This window comes from Mycobacterium sp. SMC-2 (assembly GCF_025263485.1).
Classification (GTDB): Bacteria; Actinomycetota; Actinomycetes; order Mycobacteriales; family Mycobacteriaceae; genus Mycobacterium.
The window spans coordinates 1,397,446-1,418,410 of the sequence record NZ_CP079863.1 but is presented as its reverse complement, the minus strand read 5'-3'; the positions used below and the strand labels follow the sequence as shown (position 1 = coordinate 1,418,410).

At 66.7% G+C, this 20,965-nt stretch carries 24 protein-coding genes; 7 read left to right on the top strand and 17 right to left on the bottom strand.

Annotated features, from left to right (window positions below; genetic code table 11):
• Nucleotides 1-73 precede the first annotated feature (73 nt).
• Entirely contained in the window at nucleotides 74-1,171 is a 1,098-nt protein-coding gene (locus KXD96_RS06640; protein WP_260743741.1) for a UDP-N-acetylmuramate dehydrogenase, read from the bottom strand.
• 26 nt (nucleotides 1,172-1,197) lie between these two features.
• On the opposite strand from KXD96_RS06640, the gene KXD96_RS06635 reads away from it, so the two are divergent.
• From KXD96_RS06635 to KXD96_RS06625, 3 genes are read left to right on the top strand one after another with little or no spacing between them, the layout of a single operon-like run.
• Nucleotides 1,198-1,722 (top strand): DUF2505 domain-containing protein, encoded by a 525-nt coding sequence (locus KXD96_RS06635; protein ID WP_260743740.1) that lies wholly within the window; start codon nucleotides 1,198-1,200, stop codon nucleotides 1,720-1,722.
• Nucleotides 1,723-1,747: 25 nt separating this feature from the next.
• A complete protein-coding gene (locus KXD96_RS06630) occupies nucleotides 1,748-2,578 on the top strand; it encodes a carbon-nitrogen hydrolase family protein (protein WP_260743739.1) in 831 nt (276 codons plus the stop codon).
• Nucleotides 2,575-3,615, top strand: coding sequence for a DUF2993 domain-containing protein (locus KXD96_RS06625; protein WP_260743736.1), 1,041 nt, complete (start codon nucleotides 2,575-2,577; stop codon nucleotides 3,613-3,615). Before KXD96_RS06630 ends, KXD96_RS06625 begins: the two co-directional genes overlap by 4 nt.
• 10 nt (nucleotides 3,616-3,625) lie before the next feature.
• Here KXD96_RS06625 and deoC read toward each other — a convergent pair whose 3' ends face one another.
• From deoC to KXD96_RS06595, 6 genes are all read right to left on the bottom strand, one after another.
• Nucleotides 3,626-4,279, bottom strand: a complete 654-nt coding sequence (deoC, locus tag KXD96_RS06620) for a deoxyribose-phosphate aldolase (protein WP_396878718.1) — start codon at nucleotides 4,277-4,279, stop codon at nucleotides 3,626-3,628.
• A gap of 35 nt (nucleotides 4,280-4,314) precedes the next feature.
• Nucleotides 4,315-4,731, bottom strand: a complete 417-nt coding sequence (locus tag KXD96_RS06615) for a DUF2599 domain-containing protein (RefSeq protein WP_260743734.1) — start codon at nucleotides 4,729-4,731, stop codon at nucleotides 4,315-4,317.
• A gap of 10 nt (nucleotides 4,732-4,741) precedes the next feature.
• On the bottom strand, nucleotides 4,742-5,029 hold the full coding sequence (locus tag KXD96_RS06610; RefSeq protein ID WP_067282206.1) for a DUF2516 family protein: 288 nt from the start codon (nucleotides 5,027-5,029) through the stop codon (nucleotides 4,742-4,744).
• Between the two features lie 79 nt (nucleotides 5,030-5,108).
• Nucleotides 5,109-5,714, bottom strand: coding sequence for a heparin-binding hemagglutinin (locus KXD96_RS06605; protein WP_260743731.1), 606 nt, complete (start codon nucleotides 5,712-5,714; stop codon nucleotides 5,109-5,111).
• Between the two features lie 172 nt (nucleotides 5,715-5,886).
• Nucleotides 5,887-6,315: a helix-turn-helix domain-containing protein gene (locus KXD96_RS06600; protein ID WP_260743730.1), complete on the bottom strand. Its 429-nt coding sequence runs from the start codon at nucleotides 6,313-6,315 to the stop codon at nucleotides 5,887-5,889.
• 73 nt (nucleotides 6,316-6,388) lie between these two features.
• Nucleotides 6,389-7,756 (bottom strand): DUF445 domain-containing protein, encoded by a 1,368-nt coding sequence (locus tag KXD96_RS06595; RefSeq protein WP_260743729.1) that lies wholly within the window; start codon nucleotides 7,754-7,756, stop codon nucleotides 6,389-6,391.
• Between the two features lie 137 nt (nucleotides 7,757-7,893).
• On the opposite strand from KXD96_RS06595, the gene KXD96_RS06590 reads away from it, so the two are divergent.
• Both KXD96_RS06590 and pcaA read left to right on the top strand, forming a co-directional pair.
• Nucleotides 7,894-8,613, top strand: a complete 720-nt coding sequence (locus KXD96_RS06590) for a TetR/AcrR family transcriptional regulator (RefSeq protein ID WP_260743728.1) — start codon at nucleotides 7,894-7,896, stop codon at nucleotides 8,611-8,613.
• Between the two features lie 191 nt (nucleotides 8,614-8,804).
• Nucleotides 8,805-9,668, top strand: a complete 864-nt coding sequence (pcaA, locus tag KXD96_RS06585; protein WP_260743727.1) for a cyclopropane mycolic acid synthase PcaA — start codon at nucleotides 8,805-8,807, stop codon at nucleotides 9,666-9,668.
• A 26-nt stretch (nucleotides 9,669-9,694) separates the two neighbouring features.
• Here the strand turns inward: pcaA and KXD96_RS06580 are convergent, their stop codons facing one another.
• The 4 genes from KXD96_RS06580 to KXD96_RS06565 form a co-directional block, all read right to left on the bottom strand.
• The gene (locus tag KXD96_RS06580) at nucleotides 9,695-10,555 is read right to left on the bottom strand and encodes a cyclopropane mycolic acid synthase family methyltransferase (RefSeq protein WP_260743726.1); all 861 of its coding nucleotides are present in this window, start codon (nucleotides 10,553-10,555) and stop codon (nucleotides 9,695-9,697) included.
• A gap of 107 nt (nucleotides 10,556-10,662) precedes the next feature.
• The gene (locus tag KXD96_RS06575) at nucleotides 10,663-11,526 is read right to left on the bottom strand and encodes a 3-hydroxybutyryl-CoA dehydrogenase (protein WP_260743725.1); all 864 of its coding nucleotides are present in this window, start codon (nucleotides 11,524-11,526) and stop codon (nucleotides 10,663-10,665) included.
• 330 nt (nucleotides 11,527-11,856) lie between these two features.
• Nucleotides 11,857-13,143: an isocitrate lyase gene (gene aceA, locus KXD96_RS06570; RefSeq protein WP_260743723.1), complete on the bottom strand. Its 1,287-nt coding sequence runs from the start codon at nucleotides 13,141-13,143 to the stop codon at nucleotides 11,857-11,859.
• A 269-nt stretch (nucleotides 13,144-13,412) separates the two neighbouring features.
• Nucleotides 13,413-14,207, bottom strand: coding sequence for an acyl-[acyl-carrier-protein] thioesterase (locus KXD96_RS06565; protein ID WP_260743721.1), 795 nt, complete (start codon nucleotides 14,205-14,207; stop codon nucleotides 13,413-13,415).
• Between the two features lie 158 nt (nucleotides 14,208-14,365).
• Here KXD96_RS06565 and ramB point away from each other — a divergent pair, with 158 nt between their 5' ends.
• A complete protein-coding gene (gene ramB, locus KXD96_RS06560; RefSeq protein WP_260743719.1) occupies nucleotides 14,366-15,781 on the top strand; it encodes an acetate metabolism transcriptional regulator RamB in 1,416 nt (471 codons plus the stop codon).
• On the top strand, nucleotides 15,778-16,338 hold the full coding sequence (locus KXD96_RS06555) for a carboxymuconolactone decarboxylase family protein (protein ID WP_260743718.1): 561 nt from the start codon (nucleotides 15,778-15,780) through the stop codon (nucleotides 16,336-16,338). The genes ramB and KXD96_RS06555 overlap by 4 nt, the downstream gene beginning before the upstream one ends.
• Nucleotides 16,339-16,345: 7 nt before the next feature.
• Here KXD96_RS06555 and KXD96_RS06550 read toward each other — a convergent pair whose 3' ends face one another.
• Genes KXD96_RS06550 through KXD96_RS06525 form a run of 6 tightly spaced genes read right to left on the bottom strand, consistent with a single transcriptional unit; the run spans nucleotide 16,346 to nucleotide 20,908 of the window.
• Nucleotides 16,346-16,618: a hypothetical protein gene (locus KXD96_RS06550; protein WP_260743717.1), complete on the bottom strand. Its 273-nt coding sequence runs from the start codon at nucleotides 16,616-16,618 to the stop codon at nucleotides 16,346-16,348.
• A 7-nt stretch (nucleotides 16,619-16,625) separates the two neighbouring features.
• Nucleotides 16,626-18,020 (bottom strand): dihydrolipoyl dehydrogenase, encoded by a 1,395-nt coding sequence (gene lpdA, locus KXD96_RS06545; RefSeq protein ID WP_260743715.1) that lies wholly within the window; start codon nucleotides 18,018-18,020, stop codon nucleotides 16,626-16,628.
• A gap of 36 nt (nucleotides 18,021-18,056) precedes the next feature.
• A complete protein-coding gene (locus tag KXD96_RS06540) occupies nucleotides 18,057-18,614 on the bottom strand; it encodes a hypothetical protein (protein WP_260743714.1) in 558 nt (185 codons plus the stop codon).
• Entirely contained in the window at nucleotides 18,607-18,885 is a 279-nt protein-coding gene (locus KXD96_RS06535) for a putative holin (protein ID WP_260743713.1), read from the bottom strand. Before KXD96_RS06535 ends, KXD96_RS06540 begins: the two co-directional genes overlap by 8 nt.
• Before the next feature lie 19 nt (nucleotides 18,886-18,904).
• Nucleotides 18,905-19,384: a DUF779 domain-containing protein gene (locus KXD96_RS06530; RefSeq protein ID WP_260743711.1), complete on the bottom strand. Its 480-nt coding sequence runs from the start codon at nucleotides 19,382-19,384 to the stop codon at nucleotides 18,905-18,907.
• The gene (locus KXD96_RS06525) at nucleotides 19,385-20,908 is read right to left on the bottom strand and encodes an aldehyde dehydrogenase family protein (protein ID WP_260743710.1); all 1,524 of its coding nucleotides are present in this window, start codon (nucleotides 20,906-20,908) and stop codon (nucleotides 19,385-19,387) included.
• Between the last annotated feature and the right edge of the window lie 57 nt (nucleotides 20,909-20,965).

The following is a 20,965-nucleotide window of genomic DNA, read 5'->3' as shown; positions in this document are numbered from 1 at the left end:
CACGAAAGTCAAAGATACCGGGCAAATTCCGGCGCGCCCGCCGCGACAAATCCGGCGTTCGAACGATTCGGAGCTACAGCCTGCAGCCGAGCAGGACCGGCTCGGGTTGCAATGTGACACCAAACACATCACGGACCCCGTCGCGGATGGCGCGGGCCAGCGCGATCACCTCTTCGGCGGTGGCTCCGCCGCGGTTGGTGAGCGCCAGTGCGTGCTTGGTGGACAGCCGGCACCGCGCCGTCGGGTCGTCGGGGTAACCCTTTGCGAAGCCGGCCCGCTCCACGAGCCAGCCGGCGGCCAGCTTGACGCCGTCCGGCGCCGGGTAGTGCGGGACCGGCCCGGCCACGCTTTCGGCCAGCCGCTCGTACACCTCGGGTGCGACCACGGGATTGGTGAAGAACGAACCCACGCTCCAGGTGTCGTGGTCACCCGCGTCGAGCACCATGCCCTTGCGGCCCCGCAGCGTCAGCACCGCATGGCGGACCGCCCGCGGGTTGGCGCGCTCGCCGCCGCTCAAGCCCAGCGCGGCGGCCAGTTCGCCGTAGCGCAGCGGCGCGCTGGCACCCGAGGCGTCCAGCGCGAACTCGACTTCCAGTACCACCCAAGGGGTTTCGGGGCCGGCCTGCTTGAGCACGCTGGTGCGGTAGCCGAAGCCGAGCTCGCCGCCAGGCACCCAGCGGACCGCCCCGCTGCCGCGGTCCAATATCCGGACCCGGGTGATGGTGTCGGAGACTTCGGCACCGTAGGCCCCGACGTTTTGCACCGGGGTGGCCCCGGCCGAACCGGGAATGCCGGACAGGCATTCCAGCCCACCCAGACCGTGCTCGATGGCGCGGACCACGACGTCGTCCCACACCGCGCCCGCCTCCGCGCGCACCAGGTTGCCGTCGACGCTGATGCCGCTGTTGGCCAGCCGCACCGCCGTGAGGCCGGTCAGGGTGTCGGCGATCACCAGATTGGAGCCGCCGGCGAACACCAACACCGGGGAGCGTTCTCCCCCACGGCTTTCGGCATCCAGCTCCCGCACCACGGCCACCACCTGTTCCGTGCTGGTGCAGGTGATCAGGCGGCGCGCGACCGGCCCCACCCGCAACGTCGTCAGCGGCGCGAGCGGCACCGCTTCGGCGACGTGCGCGCCGGCGAACGTGGAACCGGCGTCGCTGGATTTCATGGCCCGTAACGGTAGCCTCACCTGCTATGCCGCGTTCATTCGACTTGTCCGCCGACTACCACGGCAGCGTTGAAGAGGTGCATCGGGCGTTCACGGACGAGAGCTATTGGCGGGCACGGCTGGCCGGATCCGGTGTGGACTTCGCCACGCTGGAGTCGATGCGGGTCGGTGGCGAAACCGGTAACGACGACACCGTCGAGGTCGTCACCGTGCAGGTGATCCAGAGTCACAAGCTGCCCGGGATGGTCACGCAACTGCACAGCGGCGATCTGCGCATCAGGCGCGAGGAGAGCTGGGGACCGGTCGCCGACGGCGCCGCGCAAGGTTCGGTGGTCGGCTCGATTCTGGACGCCCCGGTGAATCTGACCGGCACCGCAATGCTGTCGCCCATTCACGAGACCGGCGGCGCCCGACTGACATTCCGGGCCACCGTCCAGGTGCGCGTCCCGATCATCGGCGGCAAGCTGGAGAACATCATCGGCACCCGGCTTTCCGAGTTGGTGGCGGCAGAGCAACGGTTCACCACGGAGTGGATCGCCAGAATGGCGTGAGGGCGCCGAGCCTAAGCTGGCGCCCATGCGAATCGCGTTGGCGCAAATCCTCAGCGGCACCGATCCGGCCGCCAACCTAGACCTGGTGCGCGAGAACAGCGCCCGGGCCGCCGACGCGGGCGCGGAGTTGGTGGTGTTTCCGGAGGCCACCATGTGCCGGTTCGGGGTTCCACTGGCGCCGATCGCCGAGCCGGTCGACGGGCCGTGGGCCGCCGGTGTGCGGCGGATCGCGACCGACTGCGGGATCACGGTGATCGCCGGCATGTTCACCCCGTCCGGGGACGGCCGGGTACGGAACACGCTGATCGCGGCCGGTCCGGGCAATCCGAACGAGCCAAACACGCACTACGACAAGATCCACCTCTACGACGCCTTCGGCTTCACCGAGTCGCGCACCGTCGCGCCCGGCCGCGAGCCGGTGGTGATCACGGTCGCGGGTGTCCGGGTGGGGTTGACCGTCTGCTACGACATCCGCTTCCCGGCGCTGTACACCGAGCTGGCCCGCCGGGGCGCCCACCTCATCGCCGTCTGTGCGTCCTGGGGCGCGGGTCCCGGCAAGCTCGACCAGTGGACGCTGCTGGCGCGAGCCCGCGCGCTCGACTCGATGAGCTACGTCGCCGCCGTAGGCCAGGCCGACCCGGGCGAGTCGCTGACCGCGTCGGGCGCGCCCACCGGGGTGGGCGGCAGCCTGGTGGCCTCCCCATTCGGCGAAGTCGTCGCGTCGGCGGGCTCCGCACCGCAGTTGGTGGTCGCCGACATCGACGCCGATCGGGTCGCCGAGGCCCGCAAGAGCATCGCGGTGCTCCGCAACCACTCAGATTTCGCTCAGCTCGATAGGGCAGAATCGGTCGGGTGACGAACCCACAAGGACCACCGAACTCCGACCCGTCGCCGTGGGGCCGTCCCGGCAACGAAGGCCCTTTCGGCCAGCCCCCCACCGAGCGGCCGACCGAGCGGATCAACACCGGTGGCCCGGCAACAGCGCCGCCGCCGCCGGCTGCGGGTCCGCCGCCGGGTCAGACCGAACGGATCGCCACGCCCCCGCCGAACATGCAGCGGCCCGACTACCCGCCGCCGCCTCCGCCCGCCCCGCCCGCGGGGCAAACGGACAAGCTGCCCACCCCCGGCGAGGAGCCGGCCCAGGGGAAGAAGAAGCGGCGTTTCCGTGACCCGCTGTCCGTCGTGCTGGTCTGCATCATCGTCGCGTGCCTGGTGATCGCCGCCCTGGTCGGCGGCGAGCTGTACGTCCGTCACGTCGCCAACAGCAAGGTCGCCGAGGCGGTGGCGTGCGAGGTCAAGGACCAGGCCACCGCGTCGTTCGGGGTGGCGCCGTTGATGCTGTGGCAGCAGCTCACCAAGCACTACACCAACATCTCGGTGTCGACGGCGGGGAACCAGGTCCGCGATGCCAAGGGCATGAAGATCGACATCAACATCCGCGACGTCCAGCTCAACAGAACCCAGGACTCCAAGGGCACCATCGGGTCGCTGGAGGCGAAGGTCACCTGGACGTCCGACGGGATCAAGGAATCGGTCCAAAACGCGATTCCCGTGCTGGGCCCCTTCGTCACCAACACCGTGACCACCCACCCCGCCGACGGCACCATCGAGCTGAAGGGCATGCTGGACAACCTCACCACCAAGCCGGTGGTGTCGGGCACCGGCCTGCAGCTGCAGATCGTCAGCTTCAACGCGCTCGGCTTCACGATGCCCAAGGAGTCGGTGCAGTCGACGCTGGACGACTTCACCTCGAATTTCACCAAGAACTACCCGTTGGGCATCCACGCGGACAGCGTGCAGGTCACCAACGACGGTGTCGTCAGCCACTTCTCGACGCAGAACGCCAGCATCCCCGCCGGCAACAGCAACGACCCCTGCTTCGCCAACCTCTGACGCGGGGGACCTAATCAAGCCCGTCGAGCACCGCCCGGGTGCCGGATAGGCCCAGCCGCGTGGCGCCCGCCTCCAGCATCGCGAGCGCGTCGGCGGCGGTGCGGATGCCGCCGCTGGCCTTGACGCCCAACCGGCCGCCGACGGCCTGGCTCATCACGGTGACCGCACGCACCGAGGCGCCGCCCGCGGGATGGAACCCGGTCGAGGTCTTGACGAAGTCGGCGCCGGCGTCCTCGGCAGCGCGACACACCCGCACGAGCGTGTCCTCGTCCGTCCCCGACAACAGCACCGCCGACTCCACGATCACCTTCAGCACGCGGCCGGCCTCCTCGCGGTCCATGGCGGCGCGTACGGCCGCGATGTCGGCCCGCACCGCGCCGATGTCTCCCGCCAGCGCGGCGCCGATGTCGATGACCATGTCGACCTCGGCGGCACCGGATGCCACGGCCTGTTGGGCCTCGTGCGCCTTGACCGCCGAAACGTGCTTGCCCGACGGGAAACCCGCGACGCTCGCCACCCGAACGCCTCCCCCGGCCCGCACCGCGGCCGGGACCATCGACGGCGACACGCACGCCGCGTAGACGCCTAATTCGGCGGCCTCGGCGATCAGGGCGGCCACGTCCGCCTCGGTGGCCTCGGGCTTGAGCAGGGTGTGGTCGACCATCGCCGCCAGCTGCTCACGGGTGAGTTTGCTCGCCACTAGAACCTTTCTTCGGGAGCGCCGGGATTACACCCGGAGGCGACCATATCGGCATCGTCGACGACCGGGCGCCACGGCTCCAGGTTCCAGCTGGCCTTGCCGGGCTCCACCAACTCGGCCAACTGCCAGTGGCAGATGAACTGCGCGCGCATGCCGGCGGTGTCGGCGGCCGGCGCCAGCGCCAACACCTCGGCCCACGCCTCGTCGGCGAGGGCGGCGTTTCCGGGCTGCCCGGAAGCGGCCAGCCGCCCCGACGGTGTCGGGAAAACGCGCAGGCTGTCCAGGCCGGACCACTGCGCCCATTCGGTGTGGTCGATGAAGGGCGGAGACACCGTAACCGGGTCCGCCGCGCCGGTGCCCAGCGGACCCCAGAGCGCCAGCAGCACCACGGCGGGCGCCGTCAGCAGGGTTTTCATCCCGCCGGCGCTAGCGCGACTTACCTTGGATTTCCAGAAGTTTCGGCCGCACGTCGACCAGGTACACCCCGGCGGCGCACGCTGCGATCGCCATCCCGAGCACCCCGAAAACAAAACTCAGGATGGACGTCAGGGCGACGGCCAGACCGAGGATCACCAACCACACGGGCTTGGTCAGCTTTTCGGCCGCGGTGTAAGCGTCGGGCCGCTGTAGCGCGGCGTGCACGAACGCGTAGACCGCCGTGACCAAGACGGCGATCTGCAAGACCAACATGACGGTACCCACGAGGTGGCTCACGCCTTAAGCGTATGCGGGCGCCGTCCCAAACGTCGACTCGGAGTCGTCCGAAGGACGACTCCGAGTCGGCCGTCGTGACTTACTTCTGGGTGACCTTCTTGGCGGCCGCCTTCTTGGCGGGAGCCTTCTTGGCCGGGGCCTTCTTCGCCGGGGCCTTCTTCGCGACGGCCTTCTGAGCCTTCTTGGCCGTCTCGTCGGACTTCTTGGGCAGCTCGATGCCGACCAGCTTGGCCGCGCGCTCACCGACCGCGCGGGTCTGCGACGCGACGGTGCCCAGCGCCTCCTGGGTCAGCTCGACGGCCTGGTCCACGTAGCCCTCGGCGCGCGCGGAGGCGTCGTCCAGGCCCGTCTGGGTGCGGATCCGCTGCAGGGCGGCCTCGCCCCGCACGACCAGTTCGTTGTAGCGGTTGGTCGCCGCGTCCAGGTAGCCCTCGGCGGCCTTGCGCAGTTCCTCGCTGGTGAACCGCTCGCGCAACTCACCCAGTTGCTCGGGCAGGTCCTCCTGCAACTTGGTCAGGCGAGCCCGGCTCTCCTCCACCCGGGTGCGAGTGTCGACGCGGGTCTCTTCGGCGCGGTCACGCAGGTTGGCGATCAATTCGTTGACCGTCGCCAGGGCCAGGTCTGCCGCACCGAGGGCTGCCAGCAGGGGAGCTCGCAAGTCTTCGATGTTGGTGTTGTCCGCCATGGTTTTTCCTTTCGTTATCGGCGTTCTTGGTGTCTGTTGTGGAAGCGGAGACGAGCGTCCTTTTCCGGCCGGCGGCCGCCACACTTGTTCTTGGGTAACCCGAGCGGCCGGTGATTAATACATCACCACTCACGGGCGCGACATGGAAGAGCGGCGGCCGAAACCGACTGGCTCACTCGTCGTCGTTGGATTCGGTGAAACGCTCCTCGTTGCTTGGTTCGCTGGACTCGTTTTGTTGGGTGAACGATGCGTAGATGTCGAGCAGAATCTGCTTTTGGCGCTCGGTGATCGCGGTGTCGGTGATGACGGCGTCACGCACCTGACTCTTGTCGCTCGGCTCGAGAATCCCGGCCCGCACGTAGAGCACCTCGGCGGACACCCGCAACGCCTTCGCGATCTGGTTAAGCACGTCGGCGGACGGCTTGCGCAGGCCACGCTCGACCTGGCTCAGATAGGGATTGCTAACCCCGGACTTCTCCGCGAGTTGGCGCACCGAGACCTGTGCGAGCTCGCGCTGGCTTCGAATGAAGCTCCCGATGTCCGAGGCCATGTCGGAGGCGGCGTTGGACACCTTGGCGGAGAGCTTCTCCTCGGGTGCCATGGCGTGCTCCTGATGGTCGGTGTTCCATCAGACTACTACAAGTGCTTGCTATTGCAAGCACTTGTTAGCACTGCTAGAAAAACAACTGCGCGACGGCGTAGATCACCAGCCCCGCCAACGAGCCGACCACGGTTCCGTTGATCCGGATGAACTGCAGGTCACGGCCGACGTGCAGCTCGATGCGCCGACTGGCCTCCTCAGCGTCCCAGCGCTCGATGGTGTCGGTGATGATCGCTGTGATCTCCACCCCGTACTGCGAAACCAGGTGCTGGGCGGCCCGCACGATCCAGTTGTCCACCTTGTCGCGTAGCTCGGCGTCGTCGCGCAGCGAGTCGCCGATGCGGACCACCGTGTCGGTGATCCGCGTACGCAGCGTGCTGGACGGGTCGTCCACGCCCTCGAGCACCAGCCGTTTCAGCGTCTTCCAGGCCGTCGCGGCGGCGTTGGCGATCTCGTCGCGCGCCATCAGCTGCTCTTTGATCGCGTCTGCGCGCGCGATGGTTTCTGCGTCGTGTTGCAGGTCGCCCGCGAAGTCGAACAGGAACCGGGTCGCCGACCGGCGCAGTTCGTGATCGGGATTGCGCCGCACCTTGTCGGTGAAATCCATCAGTTCACGGTGGATGCGGTCGCCGACCAGGTGGTCGACGAAGCGCGGCGACCAGGTCGGCGAGTCGCGCTCGACCACCCGCTGGATCACCTCGCCGGCGTTCAGCGACCACTGGAAGGCCCGGTCGGCCAGCAACTGGATCAGGGCCTCCTGCCGGTTCTCGGCCAGCAGGGTGGCCAACACCCGCCCGACCGGCGGCCCCCACTGCGGTTCGGCGATGCGGCGCACGATCATCCGGTCGATCACCTGCTGGACGTCGTCGTCGCGCAGCAGCTCCACCAGCACCCGCAGCACAGTGGCTGTCTCGCCGGCCACCCGTTCGGCGTGCGAAGCCTGCGACAGCCACTTGCCGAGCCGTCCGGGTACTTCGGCGTCCCGCAGCTTGGTCTCCACCACCGGGGGCGACAGGAAGTTCTCCCGCACGAAGGTTCCCAGGCCCTCGCCGAGCTGGTCCTTCTTGCGCTTGATGATCGCGGTGTGCGGGATGGGGATGCCCAGCGGATGCCTGAACAGCGCCGTCACCGCGAACCAGTCGGCCAGCGCGCCCACCATTCCGGCCTCCGCGGCGGCACCGACGTAGCCGACCCAGGCGCCCAGGCCGGTATGGGCCTGCGCCCACCGGCAGGCCAGGAACAGGCCGGTGGCGCCGATCAGGAAGCCCAGCGCCACCGCCTTCATCCGACGCAGCGCCACCCGGCGCTCGGCATCGGCCTGCGGGTCGGCACCGGCGAAAGATTCGGCGAGCGACGTGTGCGGCCGCCCGGGTGCCGTCGAGGCCGGCCCCGCCGGTCGCGGGCCCGGCGCTTGGCCTCGGGGCGAGGCTCTGTGTACCACCTCACCATCATCTATGGTCTCGGGCGATTGGTGTGACGGCACTGTTCACAGAGCCCGCGCCGGGTGTTGGCCAAAGTCCCAAATTGGCCCGCACGCCGTAGTATCGGGGGCGTCTAGTGAATGGGATATCGGCGACAGTGGCAGAGCAAATGTTGGCGGTGACGGCCAAGACGGATGGCCGCAAGCGGCGCTGGCACCAACACAAGGTGGAGCGGCGCAACGAATTGGTGGACGGCACGATCGATGCGATCCGGCGGCACGGCGGCGCCTTGAGCATGGACGACATCGCCGCGGAGATCGGCGTGTCCAAGACGGTGCTGTATCGCTACTTCGTCGACAAGAACGACCTGACCACCGCCGTGATGATGCGGTTCACGCAGACCACCCTGATTCCTAACCTGGCCGCGGCGCTGACGTCCAATCTCGACGGCTTCGACCTGACCCGCGAGGTGATCCGGGTGTACGTCGAAACCGTCGCGAACGAACCCGAGCCGTACCGCTTCGTGATGTCCAACAGCTCCGGCAGCAAGAGCAAGGTGATCGCCGACTCCGAGCGGATCATCGCCCGCATGCTCGCCGTGCTGATGCGCCGCCGCATGCAACAGGCGGGAATGGACACCAGCGGTGCGGAGCCCTGGTCCTACCTGATCGTCGGCGGCGTGCAGCTGGCCACTCACTCGTGGATGTCCTCCCCGCGCATGAGCCGCGACGAGCTGATCGACTACCTGACCATGCTGAGCTGGAACGCGCTCAAGGGCATCGTCGAGGTCGGCGGGTCACTGGAGAAGTTCCGCGAGGAGCCCCATCCGTCGCCGATCGTCCCGCCCCGAGAGCATCGGGCTCAGCCGGCGCTTTAGCCGGCTCACATCGCGGCGCGGCACCCTTGCTTTTGTGAATTGGGCCCGTCTCGTGTGACGCTATGACCCGCTACGGAGCACCACCTGCATCGCCGCAACGACTAGCATGCAGGGATGCATCGGGGGCGAGGCAGATGCACCGTGCCGGCTGGCCGTTCCCGCCTCCGCATAAACGAAAGGCTCTTCTCGACATGTCCGTGCAGCTCACGCCGCATTTTGGAAACGTGCAGGCCCACTACGACTTGTCCGATGATTTCTTCCGGTTGTTCTTAGACCCCACCCAGACCTACAGCTGCGCCTACTTCGAGCGTGACGACATGACGCTGGAGGAGGCGCAGCTGGCCAAGATCGACTTGGCGCTGGGCAAGCTGAAGCTCGAGCCGGGGATGACGCTGCTGGACATCGGTTGCGGTTGGGGCGCCACCATGCGACGGGCCATCGAGAAGTATGACGTCAACGTCGTGGGCCTGACGTTGTCGGAGAACCAGGCCGAGCATGTGCAGAAGACGTTCGACCAGATGGACACCCCACGCACCCGGCGGGTGCTGTTGGAGGGGTGGGAGAAGTTCCACGAACCCGTCGACCGCATCGTTTCCATCGGTGCCTTCGAGCATTTCGGACGCCAGCGCTACGGCCGCTTTTTCAAGATGGCCTACGAAGCGCTGCCGCCCGACGGGGTGATGTTGCTGCACACGATCGTTCGCCCCTCGTTCAAAGAGGCCAGGGCGCGCGGCATGACGCTGACCCACGAGATCGTTCACTTCTCGCAGTTCATCCTGACCGAGATCTTCCCGGGGGGCTGGCTCCCGACGCCTCAGACCGTCGGAGAGTACGCCGTCACGGCCGGCTTCAACCTGACCCGCGTCCACTCGCTGCAGCTGCACTACGCGAGGACCCTGGAGATATGGGCGGCAGCCCTCGAGGCGAATCGCGAGCAGGCCATCGCCATCCAGTCCGAAGAGGTCTACGACCGGTACATGAAGTACCTGACGGGTTGCGCGAAGCTGTTCCGCCAGGGCTACACCGACGTGGACCAGTTCACGCTGGAAAAGTAGCCGGGTACGGACCCGAACGTCGCGGCCTACTTCACGAGGGTGAACTGCCCGACGTTGCTGATGCCCTTACGGAAGAACTCCTCGCAGCCGGTCAAGTAGCGCATGTACTTGTCGTAGACCTCTTCGGACTGCAGCTCGATCGCCTGTTGCCTGTTCCCCTCGAGATTTGCCGCCCAAAGGTTGAGCGTGCGCTCGTAGTGCTCCTGCAGCAATTGGACTTCCTCCACTGAGAACCCAGCGCCTTGCGCAAACTTGAAAATGTCCTCCTGCGCCGGCAACTGTCCGCCCGGGAAAATTTCAGTTCCGATGAACCGTGCGAACCGAATATCGCGCATCGTGATGGAAACGCCGCGCTCATACTGCTGCTTTTGGGTGTACGTCAAAATCGTATGCAACAACATACGGCCGTCATTGGGAAGAATATTGTAGGCCCGTTCGAAGAACGCGGCGTACCGCTCCATCTTGAAAGCTTCGAAGGCGCCGATGGTGACAATCCGATCGACCTTGTCCTCGAACTCTTCCCAGCCCTGCAGCCGCACCTCGACGTTGCGGTTTGTCGGCAGTCCGGCCAGTTTGTTCTTGCTGTACTCAAATTGGTTGTGGCTCAGCGTGATTCCGATGACATTGACGTCAAATTTCTCCACGGCCCGTTTCAGCGCCTCGCCCCAGCCGCAGCCGATGTCCAGCACCGTCATCCCAGGCTCGAGGTTCAGCTTTCCCAGCGCCAGGTCGAACTTCGCGATCTGCGCATCTTCGAGGGTCATATCGTCACGCGCGAAATATGCGCATGTATAGGCCATCGTGGGGTCTAGAAACAAAGCGAAGAAGTCATTCGAGACGTCGTAGATGGATTGCGACTCCTCGTAAAATGGCTCCAAAGCCGTCATGCCCGCTCCATATCTTTCCACCATTGGACGCGAGCATAATAACTGACGCGTACCGATTTGGCGCGGTCAGCCGGCCATCCAGGTGCCGCTAGTTCATTCTTGCGGCATCAGTATGCGTAAAAGCCCTGGCCGGTTTTCTTGCCGAGCCGGCCCGCCTCGACCATCCGCAGCAACAGCGGGGGCGGGCCGTACTGCGGTTCCTTGAATTCCTCGAACATCTTGTCCGCGATCAGCTTCAGGGTGTCCAAGCCCACCAGATCGGACAGCCGCAGCGGGCCCATCGGGTGCGAGAGCCCGGCGACAACCGCTTTGTCGACGTCTTCGATGGTGGCAAAACCGGCCTCCACCATGCGAATTGCCGACAACAGATAGGGAACCAGCAGCGCGTTCACCACGAAGCCGGACCGGTCGGAACAGCGCACCACTTGCTTGCCCAGGACCGCGCTCGCGAATTCTTCGGTGCGCGCGGCGGCGGCTTCGTCGGTGACCAAGGTGCTGACCAGCTCGACCAGCGGGAGCACCGGCACGGGATTGAAGAAGTGCAGACCCAGCACCCGCTGCGGGTTCTTGGTGGCCGCGGCGATCTTCATGATCGGGATGCTGGAGGTGTTGGACGCCAGCACCGCGTCGGGATCCGTGATGGCCCGGTCGAGTTCGGCGAAGATGTCCGCCTTGACGGACTCGTCCTCGATGATCGCCTCGATGACCAGCTGCCGGTCGGCGAGGTCCTTCAGATCGGTGGTGAAGGTGAGCTGGCTGAGCGCGCGGTCGCGCTCCCGCTCGGTCACCTTGCCCGCGCTGACGCCGCGCTCGAGCGACTTCACGATGCGGTCGCGTCCGGCCGTGATCAGAGCCTCGGTGGTCTCGAACACCGTCACGTCGACACCGGCTCGGACCGAGACTTCGGCGATGCCGGATCCCATCTGGCCGGCCCCGACAACCCCTACCCGCTGAATCGCTGCGTCGCTCACTGTCATCTCTTTCGGTGTCGCGTATCGTCCTGCACCGCAATAGGCCCCGCCCAGGTATGACTGGGCGGGGCCTACGCTACTTCATCGCCGAACAAGCGCGGAATCGCGTCAACTGGGCTGCAGAAGCGCGATTCCGTGCCTGCTCAACACCCCTCGGTGACCCAAACCGTCGGTTTCACTTCGTCCTCGCGGGCCTATCGGCCCGCTCCTCCTCAGTGACCCAAACCGTCGGTTTCACTTCGTCCTCGCGGGCCTATCGGCCCGCTCCTCCTCAGTGACCCAAACCGTCGGTTTCACTTCGTCCTCGCGGGCCTATCGGCCCGCTCCTCCTCAGTGAAACTGGCCCTCTTCGGTGGAGCCGGTCAGAGCGGTGGTCGACGAGGTGGGGTCGACCGTGGTGGCGATCCGGTCGAAGTAACCGGCACCGACCTCACGCTGGTGCTTGGTGGCCGTGTAACCGCGTTCCTCGGCGGCGAACTCGCGCTCCTGCAGCTCCACGTACGCGGTCATCTGGTTGCGGGCGTAGCCGTACGCCAGATCGAACATCGAGTAGTTCAGCGCGTGGAAGCCGGCCAGCGTGATGAACTGGAACTTGAATCCCATTGCGGCAAGCTCCTTTTGGAACTTGGCAATGGTGGCGTCATCCAGGTGCTTGCGCCAGTTGAACGACGGCGAGCAGTTGTAGGCCAGCATCTGGTCGGGGAACTCGGACTTGACGCCCTCGGCGAACTTGGCGGCCAGCTCGAGGTCCGGCGTGCCGGTCTCCATCCAGATCAGGTCGGAGTACGGCGCGTAGGCCTTGGCGCGGGCGATGCAGGGCTCGAGGCCGTTGCGCACGCGGTAGAAGCCCTCCTTCGTCCGCTCACCGGTGATGAACGGCTGGTCACGCTCGTCGACGTCCGAGGTGATCAGGGTGGCGGCCTCGGCGTCGGTCCGGGCGATCACAACCGTCGGCACGTCGCAGACGTCGGCCGCCAGGCGAGCCGAGGTCAGCGTCCGGATGTGCTGCTGGGTCGGGATGAGCACCTTGCCACCGAGGTGACCGCACTTCTTCTCCGACGCGAGCTGGTCCTCCCAGTGCGTGCCCGCGACGCCCGCGGCGATCATCGCCTTCTGCAGTTCGTAGACGTTGAGCGCACCGCCGAAGCCGGCCTCGCCGTCCGCGACGATCGGCGCCAGCCAGTTCTGAACCGACCGGTCACCCTCGACCCGGGCGATCTCGTCGGCGCGCAGCAGCGCGTTGTTGATCCGGCGAACCACCTGCGGCACCGAGTTGGCCGGGTACAGGCTCTGGTCGGGGTAGGTGTGGCCGGACAGGTTGGCGTCGCCGGCGACCTGCCAACCCGACAGGTAGATCGCCTTCAGGCCGGCACGCACCTGCTGGACGGCCATGTTGCCGGTCAGGGCGCCGAGCGCGTTGATCCACTCCAGGTCGTGCAGCTGTTCCCACAGCACCTCCGCGCCGCGGCGGGCCAGCGTGTGCTCCTCGACCACGGTGCCCTGCAGGGCGACGACGTCCTCGGCGCTGTAGGTACGGGTGACACCCTTCCAACGCGGGTTGGTGTCCCAGTCCTTCTGGATCTGTTCGGGGCTCTTCGGGGTGCCAACGACAGACATTGGGCATGCTCCTTAACGAATCTTCACTACTGAGTTGGTGAACGCTTCACCGGCGGTAGCTAGCGGCTCAACTTCGCTGGTGTGCTAACTCGAAGATGACATAGCTGTTGACGCTGGTCCAGCCGTTTCATTTGCCAATTTCGGCTACGACTTGACCGGGATTTGCAAATCTTGCGAAGTTGAACGGAAACTGAACCGTTTCAGAAGCTACCCGTCAGTAACCCCATATCCGCAGGTCAGAACGGAAATTGACGGGGGTGACGGTTCGGCTACCGGCTGAAGATCGCGGCGACCGCTTTCGCCTCGTCGCCAACCGCGTATGTGAGCGTTGTAACAGTGCGATCGGCCAGGTTGGGCCCGAATTGGTCGGTCGAACCGGGCGGGTACACGTGCGAAATGATCTCCAGCTTGTCGCCCAGGGCCACCGGCGCCTCGTGCTCGATCGTGATGCGCAGCGGCAGCTGCATCACCTCGAGGTGCGAGGCCAGGTAGTCCTCGATCACGCTCCAATACACCGAGTTGTTCATGTGGTCGAACAAGTCGATGTCGGTGACCCGGACGGGGAACTCGTGGATCTCCGCGGCATCGTCGCGGCTGCCCGGCTTCAAGTAGCCCTTCCAGCGCAGCCGGTCGATGGAGGTCGTCTTGTGCAGGCCCGCGAGGAAGTCGTCGGAGATGCGCGACGGCATCTGGGTTTCCCGGTTGATGTTGATCCAGAAGGCCTCGGACTCGATCAGGCCGCCCTTGCGTCCGTCGACGCGGACGCGCATCTCACACCACCGGTTCGACGTGCCCGAACACCACCTGCGGCACCGCAGCATGTCCTGGAACTCGATCGGGCGGATCAGGTCGAGCATCGTGCGGCGGACGATCCACAGAGGGTGGGTCTCCTCAAAGCCCATCTCGCGCAGCTGATCCTGCCCGACGTCCTGGATGTGCCGGCACGCGGCGTCCAGCCGCAACCGGCCGGTGCGGTCGATGTCGGCCACCCGCAGCGGCCATTCGCGGTCGAACACATCGGGGTGGCCGTCGGGAACCGGCATCAATTCTTTGTCCAGGCTCACGGCGTGCTCCCCGTTTCCTCCTCGTGGGCACCCCAGGCCAGCCCTGGGGCTCGTTGCGAATCATGCCAACGCCGTGGGGCAAAAACCAATCGCGACGCGACCGCACCACTATGCGAACCCTGCCAACTTCGGGTTAGCAACCCGGTACCCTGGGCAAAGTGTCCAAAACCTTCGTCGGTTCCCGCGTCCGCCAGCTGCGCAACGAGCGTGGGTTCTCCCAGGCCGCCCTGGCCCAGATGCTGGAGATCTCCCCGAGCTACCTCAACCAGATAGAGCACGACGTTCGCCCCCTGACGGTGGCGGTGCTGTTGCGGATCACCGAGGTATTCGGCGTGGACGCGACGTTCTTCGCCTCCCAGGACGACACCCGGCTGGTCGCCGAACTGCGCGAGGTGACCCTGGACCGCGACCTGGACATCGATGTCGACCCGGCCGAGGTGGCCGAGATGGTCGGCGCCCACCCGGCACTGGCCCGGGCGGTGGTCAACCTGCACCGGCGCTACCGGATCACCACGGCGCAGCTGGCCGCCGCCACCGAGGAGCGGTTCTCCGACGGCAGCGGCAGCGGCTCGATCACCATGCCGCACGAGGAGGTGCGCGACTACTTCTACCAGCGCCAGAACTACCTGCACGAGCTGGACACCGCCGCCGAAGACCTCACCATCCAGATGCGACTGCACCACGGCGACCTGGCCCGCGAACTGAATCGTCGGCTGACCGAGGTGCACGGCGTGCACATCAACCGGCGGATCGATCTCGGCGATACCGTGCTGCACCGGTTCGACCCCGGCACCAAGACCCTGGAGATCAGCAACCACCTCTCGCCCGGGCAGCAGGTTTTCAAGATGGCCGCCGAACTGGCCTACCTCGAGTACGGCGACCTCATCGATCAGCTGGTGGAGGAGGGCAAGTTCACCAGCGACGAGTCGCACACGCTGGCCCGGCTGGGGCTGGCCAACTACTTCGCCGCGGCCGCGGTGCTGCCCTACCGCCAATTCCACGACGTCGCGGAGAATTTCCGCTACGACGTCGAACGGTTGTCCTCCTTCTACGCGGTGAGCTACGAGACCATCGCGCACCGGCTTTCGACGCTGCAACGCCCGTCGATGCGCGGTGTGCCGTTCTCGTTCGTCCGGGTGGACCGGGCCGGCAACATGTCAAAACGCCAGTCGGCCACCGGTTTTCACTTTTCCTCCAGCGGAGGCACCTGCCCGCTGTGGAACGTCTACGAAACGTTCGCCAACCCGGGCAAGATCCTGGTGCAGATCGCCCAGATGCCCGACGGGCGCAACTACATGTGGGTGGCCCGCACCGTGGAACGCCGCGCCGCCCGGTATGGTCAGCCGGGTAAAACCTTCGCGATCGGGCTGGGCTGCGAGCTTCGCCACGCGCACCGGCTCGTCTACTCGGAAGGACTCGACTTGTCGGGTGATATCGCCACACCGATCGGCGCGGGTTGCCGGGTCTGCGAACGGGACAACTGCCCGCAGCGGGCCTTCCCCGCTTTGGGGCGCGCGCTGGATCTGGACGAGCACCGCAGCACGGTCTCCCCGTACCTGGTGAAGCAACCGTGACCACCGCGCGGGAGGGCCGCATCCCGTCGGGGCGGTTCCGCGAACTCGGGTTGATCAACTGGATTCTCGCTAAGTTGGCAGCCCGCAAGGTCCGGGCGCCCGAGATGCACCTGTTCACCACGCTGGGCCAGAACAAGTTTCTGTTTTTGGTGTGGAGCATCTACAGCGGCCGCGTGCTGCGGGGCCGGTTGCCCGCGATCGACACCGAGTTGGTGATCCTGCGGGTCGCGCACGTGCGCTCTTGCGAATACGAGCTGCAGCACCATCGCCCGATGGCCGCCAAGAAGGGGCTGAACGCCGACCTTCAGGCCGCCATCTTCGCGTGGCCCCAGCGGCTGGACCCGGTCGAGGCGCGCCTGACCGTGCGGCAGCAGGCGCTGCTGACCGCGACGGACGAGTTCGTCAAGGACCGGACCATCTCCGACGCCACCTGGCAGCAACTTGCCCAGCACCTTGAGCGGCGCCAGCTGATCGAATTCTGCATGCTGGCAAGCCAATACGACGGGCTGGCCGCGACGATGTCCGCCCTGGCCATCCCGCTGGACAACCCGCGCTAGACCCTGGTCAGAGGTAGACGCTGGCGAGCACGGCGAGCGTCAGCAGCAGCGGGGGCACCGGCAGGCCGAACCCGAACCCCGACCACGCGTATTTCCTGCGCCGGCGCAACAACGACGCCCACATCGTGGCGCAGACCGCCAACGCGAGCGACAGCAGCAACACCGTCGGCGCCCACTGCCCCACCGCCGCGTTGTCGTCGGCGATCGAAAAGGCCACCAACCACAGGACATAGCCGGCGGCAAGGCCGCCGACGGTCCCCAGAACGACGTCGCTGCGCATCAGGCTTTTAGAAGTTGATCATGTGGCCGACCAGGCCGTGGAAGCACTCCTGCAGCGCCTCGGACATCGTCGGATGCGTGTGCACGTTGCGGGCCAGCTCGGTGGCGGTCAGGTCCCACTTCTGCGCCAGGGTCAGCTCGGGCAGCAGCTCGGAGACGTCGTGGCCGATCAGGTGCCCGCCCAGCAGCTCGAGGTGTCTGGCGTCGGCGATCAGCTTCACGAAGCCGCTGGGGTCACCCAGGCCGTGCGCCTTGCCGTTCGCGCTGAACGGGAACTTGGCCACCACCACGTCGTGGCCTTCGTCGCGGGCCTGCTGCTCGGTCAGCCCGAAGCTGGCCACCTGCGGCTGGCAGAACGTCGCCCGCGGCAACATGCGGTAGTCGCCCAGGGCCAAAGTCTCTGCGCCGGCGATGGTTTCGGCCGCCACCACACCCATGGCCTCGGCGACGTGGGCCAGCATCAGCTTGCCTGTGACATCCCCGATGGCGTAGATGTGGGGGACGCTGGTGACCATGTAGTCGTTGACGCCGATGGCCTTGCGGTCGGTCAGCGCGACACCGGCCTTCTCCAGGCCGTAGCCCTCGACATTGGGCGCAAACCCGATGGCCTGCAACACTTTCGCCGCCTTGAGTTCCTGCGCGTTACCGTCCTTGCTCACGGCGACGGTGACCTCGGAGCCGTTGTCGTCGATGGACTCGACCTTGGTGCCGGTGAGGATCTTGATGCCCAGCTTCTTGAACTGCTTCTCGATCTCCTTGGAGACGTCGGCGTCCTCGTTGGGCAGGGCGCGCGGCAAGAACTCGACGACGGTCACGTCGACGCCGTAATTCTTCAGGACGTAGCCGAACTCCATGCCGATCGCGCCGGCGCCGGCGATGACGATCGACTCGGGCAACTCCCGGGACAGGATCTGTTCTTCGTAGGTGACCACGTTTGCCGACAACGACGTTCCGGGCACCAGCCGGGTGCTGCTGCCGGTGGCGATGATGGCGTTGTCGAACGTGACGGTGTCGGTGCCGCCGTCGTTGAGGTCCACGGACAGCGTGTTGGCGTCGGTAAACCTGCCGTACCCGTGGATCTCGGTGATCTTGTTCTTCTTCATCAGGAAGTGCACGCCGGCCACCCGGCCCTCGGCCACCTTGCGGCTGCGGTCGAAGGCGGTGCCGTAATCGAAGGTCGCCTCGCCCTTCATCCCGAAGGTGGCGGCCTCCTTGGTGAAGATCTGCACCAGCTCGGCGTTGCGCAGCAGCGCCTTGGACGGGATACAGCCGACGTTGAGGCAGACTCCGCCCCAGTACTTCGGCTCGACGACTGCGGTGTTCAGGCCGAGCTGTGCGGCGCGAATGGCTGCGACATATCCGCCGGGACCGGCCCCGAGGACGACGACGTCAAAATGGGTCACGGCCCCTACCCTAGTGGCCGCCCGGTCGACGCGTTACTACGGAATGAGCCCCACGAGGCAGTGGCCCACCCGCGCGCAGTGGTAATAGCCGAGCAGGGGCACCGCGGCGGCCAGCGAGGCGAACGGCCCCGACATCACCGCCAGCGACAGCGCCGAGACCAGCGGCCTGCCCTCGGCCATCGCGAGCAGCACGCCCGCGACGGCGCACGCCACCACGTACACCAGGACCACGAAGAGCGCCGGGGTCGCGTCCGCCGAGTGGTACCACCAATAGAACAGGCCGAGCCCGGCGACGGCCGCCACGGACCACACGCCGAGGGCGACCAGCAGCAGCTTCCACCACTTCAGGTAGAGGTAACGACCGGGAACGGTGACCGGTTGCACGGGCGCCATAGCGGATTCGTCGCCCGCAGCCTCTTCGTCGGCCGCGGGCGCGGGCGTCGCCGGCGCGGCGGCGGGCCGCTCACCCGTGTCCTCATCGGAATCCGAGAAATCCGGCTTCCACGACTGCGTCCCGGTGTCCTCGTCGGAATCCGTGAAATCCGGCACCCACGACTGGGTGCCGGGGCTCGACGGGGTGTCCTCGTCAGCCACCGGAGGCCACCTGGAGGGCAACGAGCACACCAAACCAGCCGGGCGCCACGGCCAAACTGAACGCACCGAGCGTCGTCACCCACCGACGCCCGGAGAACAGGATCGTGACCAGCCCGGCCACACTCGGAATCCCGACCACCAACGCGAGGGCGAAGGCCGGGCGGATGCTGCCATGGGCGGTCCCGGCGAACCCCACCCCCGCCAACAAGCCGACCGCGGCTCCGATCAGCATGGCGCCCGCCAACACTCGCGGTCGCGGCAGGGGTATCACGTTTTCGAGATTACTGCGGTCACCGGGCAGGAGGGCACGTTCGGGACGCCGCGTCAGTCACCACCTGGCCGCGCGCGGCGGGGCGTTCGCCACGCTCGTAATCGGCGCCGGTGATGACCGGCGTGGCCCGCAGCTCGGCCTGCTCGCCGTCGCTGAAGACGCGGCCGCGGGACAGGAACCGCACCCCCTCGGGCGCCTCCAGGCTGAACCCGCCGCCGCGGCCCGGGACCACGTCGATGACGAGCTGGGTGTGCTTCCAGGTTTCGTACTGCGGGCCCGAGATCCACACCGGCACCCCGTCCCCGACGTCGAGCACGCCGAGCAGCACGTCGCGGTCGCCGACCAGGAAGTCCCCGCGCGGGTAGCACATCGGTGACGACCCGTCGCAGCAGCCGCCCGACTGGTGGAACATCACCGGGCCATGCCGATCCTGCAGGCTCGCCAGCAGTTCGGCGGCAGCCGGGGTGATCACGACTCCTGAGGGGGGCCCGTGACCCATCTAGAAGAACCCCTGCGCCTTCTCGGAGTAGGAGACCATCAGGTTCTTGGTCTGCTGGTAGTGGTCGAGCATCATCTTGTGGTTCTCCCGGCCGATGCCGGACTGCTTGTAGCCGCCGAACGCGGCGTGCGCGGGGTACGCGTGGTAGCAGTTGACCCACACCCGGCCGGCCTGGATGTCGCGGCCGGCGCGGTAGGCGGTGTTGCCGTCGCGGCTCCACACCCCCGCGCCCAGGCCGTAGAGGGTGTCGTTGGCGATCGAGATCGCGTCGTCGTAATCGGAGAACGACGTCACCGCCACCACGGGGCCGAAGATCTCCTCCTGAAAGATCCGCATCTTGTTGTTGCCGGCGAAGATCGTCGGCTGCATGTAGTAGCCGCCGGACAGGTCGCCGCCCAACTCGGCGCGCTCCCCGCCGGTGATGATCACCGCGCCCTCGTCCTTGCCGATCTCGATGTAGGACAACACCTTTTCCAGCTGGTCGTTGGAGGCCTGGGAACCCAGCATCGTCTCGGTGTCCAGCGGGTCGCCCTGCCGGACCGCCTTGGTCCGGATGGCGGCCAGCTCGAGGAACTCGTCGTAGATGTCGGACTGGATCAGGCTGCGCGACGGGCAGGTGCACACCTCGCCCTGGTTGAGGGCGAACATGGTGAAGCCCTCGAGCGCCTTGTCGCAGAAGTCGTCGGCTTTGGCCATGACGTCGGAGAAGAAGATGTTGGGGCTCTTGCCGCCAAGCTCCAGGGTGACCGGGATCAGGTTCTGCGAGGCGTATTGCATGATCAGCCGGCCGGTGGTGGTCTCCCCGGTGAAGGCGACCTTGGCGATCCGATTGCTCGACGCCAGCGGCTTGCCCGCCTCGGCGCCGAACCCGTTCACGACGTTGACCACCCCCGCGGGCAGCAGATCGCCGATCAGCGACATCAGGTAGAGCACCGAGACCGGGGTCTGCTCAGCGGGTTTGAGCACCACCGCGTTGCCGGCCGCCAGGGCCGGGGCCAGTTTCCAGGTGGCCATCAGGATCGGGAAATTCCACGGGATGATCTGGCCCACCACGCCGAGCGGTTCATGGAAGTGGTAGGCGACGGTGTCGGAGTCGATCTGGGACAGCGACCCTTCCTGCGCGCGGATCGCCGCGGCGAAGTAGCGGAAATGGTCCACCGCCAGCGTGATGTCGGCGGCCAGCGCCTCGCGGATCGGTTTGCCGTTGTCCCACACCTCGGCCACCGCCAGCGCGGCCTTGTTCTCCTCGATCCGGTCGGCGATCTTGTTCAGGATCACCGCCCGCTCGGCCGGTGCGGTCTTGCCCCACGCGGGGGCCGCCCCGTGGGCGGCGTCCAGCGCCTTGTCGACGTCGGCCTCGTCGGAACGAGCCACCTCGCAGAACGGCTGGCCGGTCACCGGTGTCGGGTTCTCGAAGTAGCGGCCCCGCGCCGGCGGCACCCACCCGCCCCCGATGAAGTTGTCGTAGCGGGACTCATACGACATCAACGCCCCAGCGGACCCTGGACGTGCGAAAACAGTCATCTGCCCGGCTCCTCGCTCGTCGGTGTAATACACCTCACACTACCGCCGCGGGCCACA

Excerpts from the sequence above, each read along its gene's own strand:
- aceA (WP_260743723.1), bottom strand. The coding sequence starts at position 13,143 with ATGTCTGTCGTTGGCACCCCGAAGAGCCCCGAACAGATCCAGAAGGAC.
- KXD96_RS06530 (WP_260743711.1), bottom strand. The coding sequence starts at position 19,384 with ATGGGTCACGGGCCCCCCTCAGGAGTCGTGATCACCCCGGCTGCCGCC.
- KXD96_RS06580 (WP_260743726.1), bottom strand. The coding sequence starts at position 10,555 with ATGACGGCTTTGGAGCCATTTTACGAGGAGTCGCAATCCATCTACGAC.
- KXD96_RS06600 (WP_260743730.1), bottom strand. The coding sequence starts at position 6,315 with ATGGCACCCGAGGAGAAGCTCTCCGCCAAGGTGTCCAACGCCGCCTCC.
- pcaA (WP_260743727.1), top strand. The coding sequence starts at position 8,805 with ATGTCCGTGCAGCTCACGCCGCATTTTGGAAACGTGCAGGCCCACTAC.
- KXD96_RS06640 (WP_260743741.1), bottom strand. The coding sequence starts at position 1,171 with ATGAAATCCAGCGACGCCGGTTCCACGTTCGCCGGCGCGCACGTCGCC.
- KXD96_RS06605 (WP_260743731.1), bottom strand. The coding sequence starts at position 5,714 with ATGGCGGACAACACCAACATCGAAGACTTGCGAGCTCCCCTGCTGGCA.
- KXD96_RS06630 (WP_260743739.1), top strand. The coding sequence starts at position 1,748 with ATGCGAATCGCGTTGGCGCAAATCCTCAGCGGCACCGATCCGGCCGCC.
- KXD96_RS06550 (WP_260743717.1), bottom strand. The coding sequence starts at position 16,618 with ATGCGCAGCGACGTCGTTCTGGGGACCGTCGGCGGCCTTGCCGCCGGC.
- deoC (WP_396878718.1), bottom strand. The coding sequence starts at position 4,279 with ATGGTCGACCACACCCTGCTCAAGCCCGAGGCCACCGAGGCGGACGTG.
- KXD96_RS06635 (WP_260743740.1), top strand. The coding sequence starts at position 1,198 with ATGCCGCGTTCATTCGACTTGTCCGCCGACTACCACGGCAGCGTTGAA.
- KXD96_RS06615 (WP_260743734.1), bottom strand. The coding sequence starts at position 4,731 with ATGAAAACCCTGCTGACGGCGCCCGCCGTGGTGCTGCTGGCGCTCTGG.
- KXD96_RS06525 (WP_260743710.1), bottom strand. The coding sequence starts at position 20,908 with ATGACTGTTTTCGCACGTCCAGGGTCCGCTGGGGCGTTGATGTCGTAT.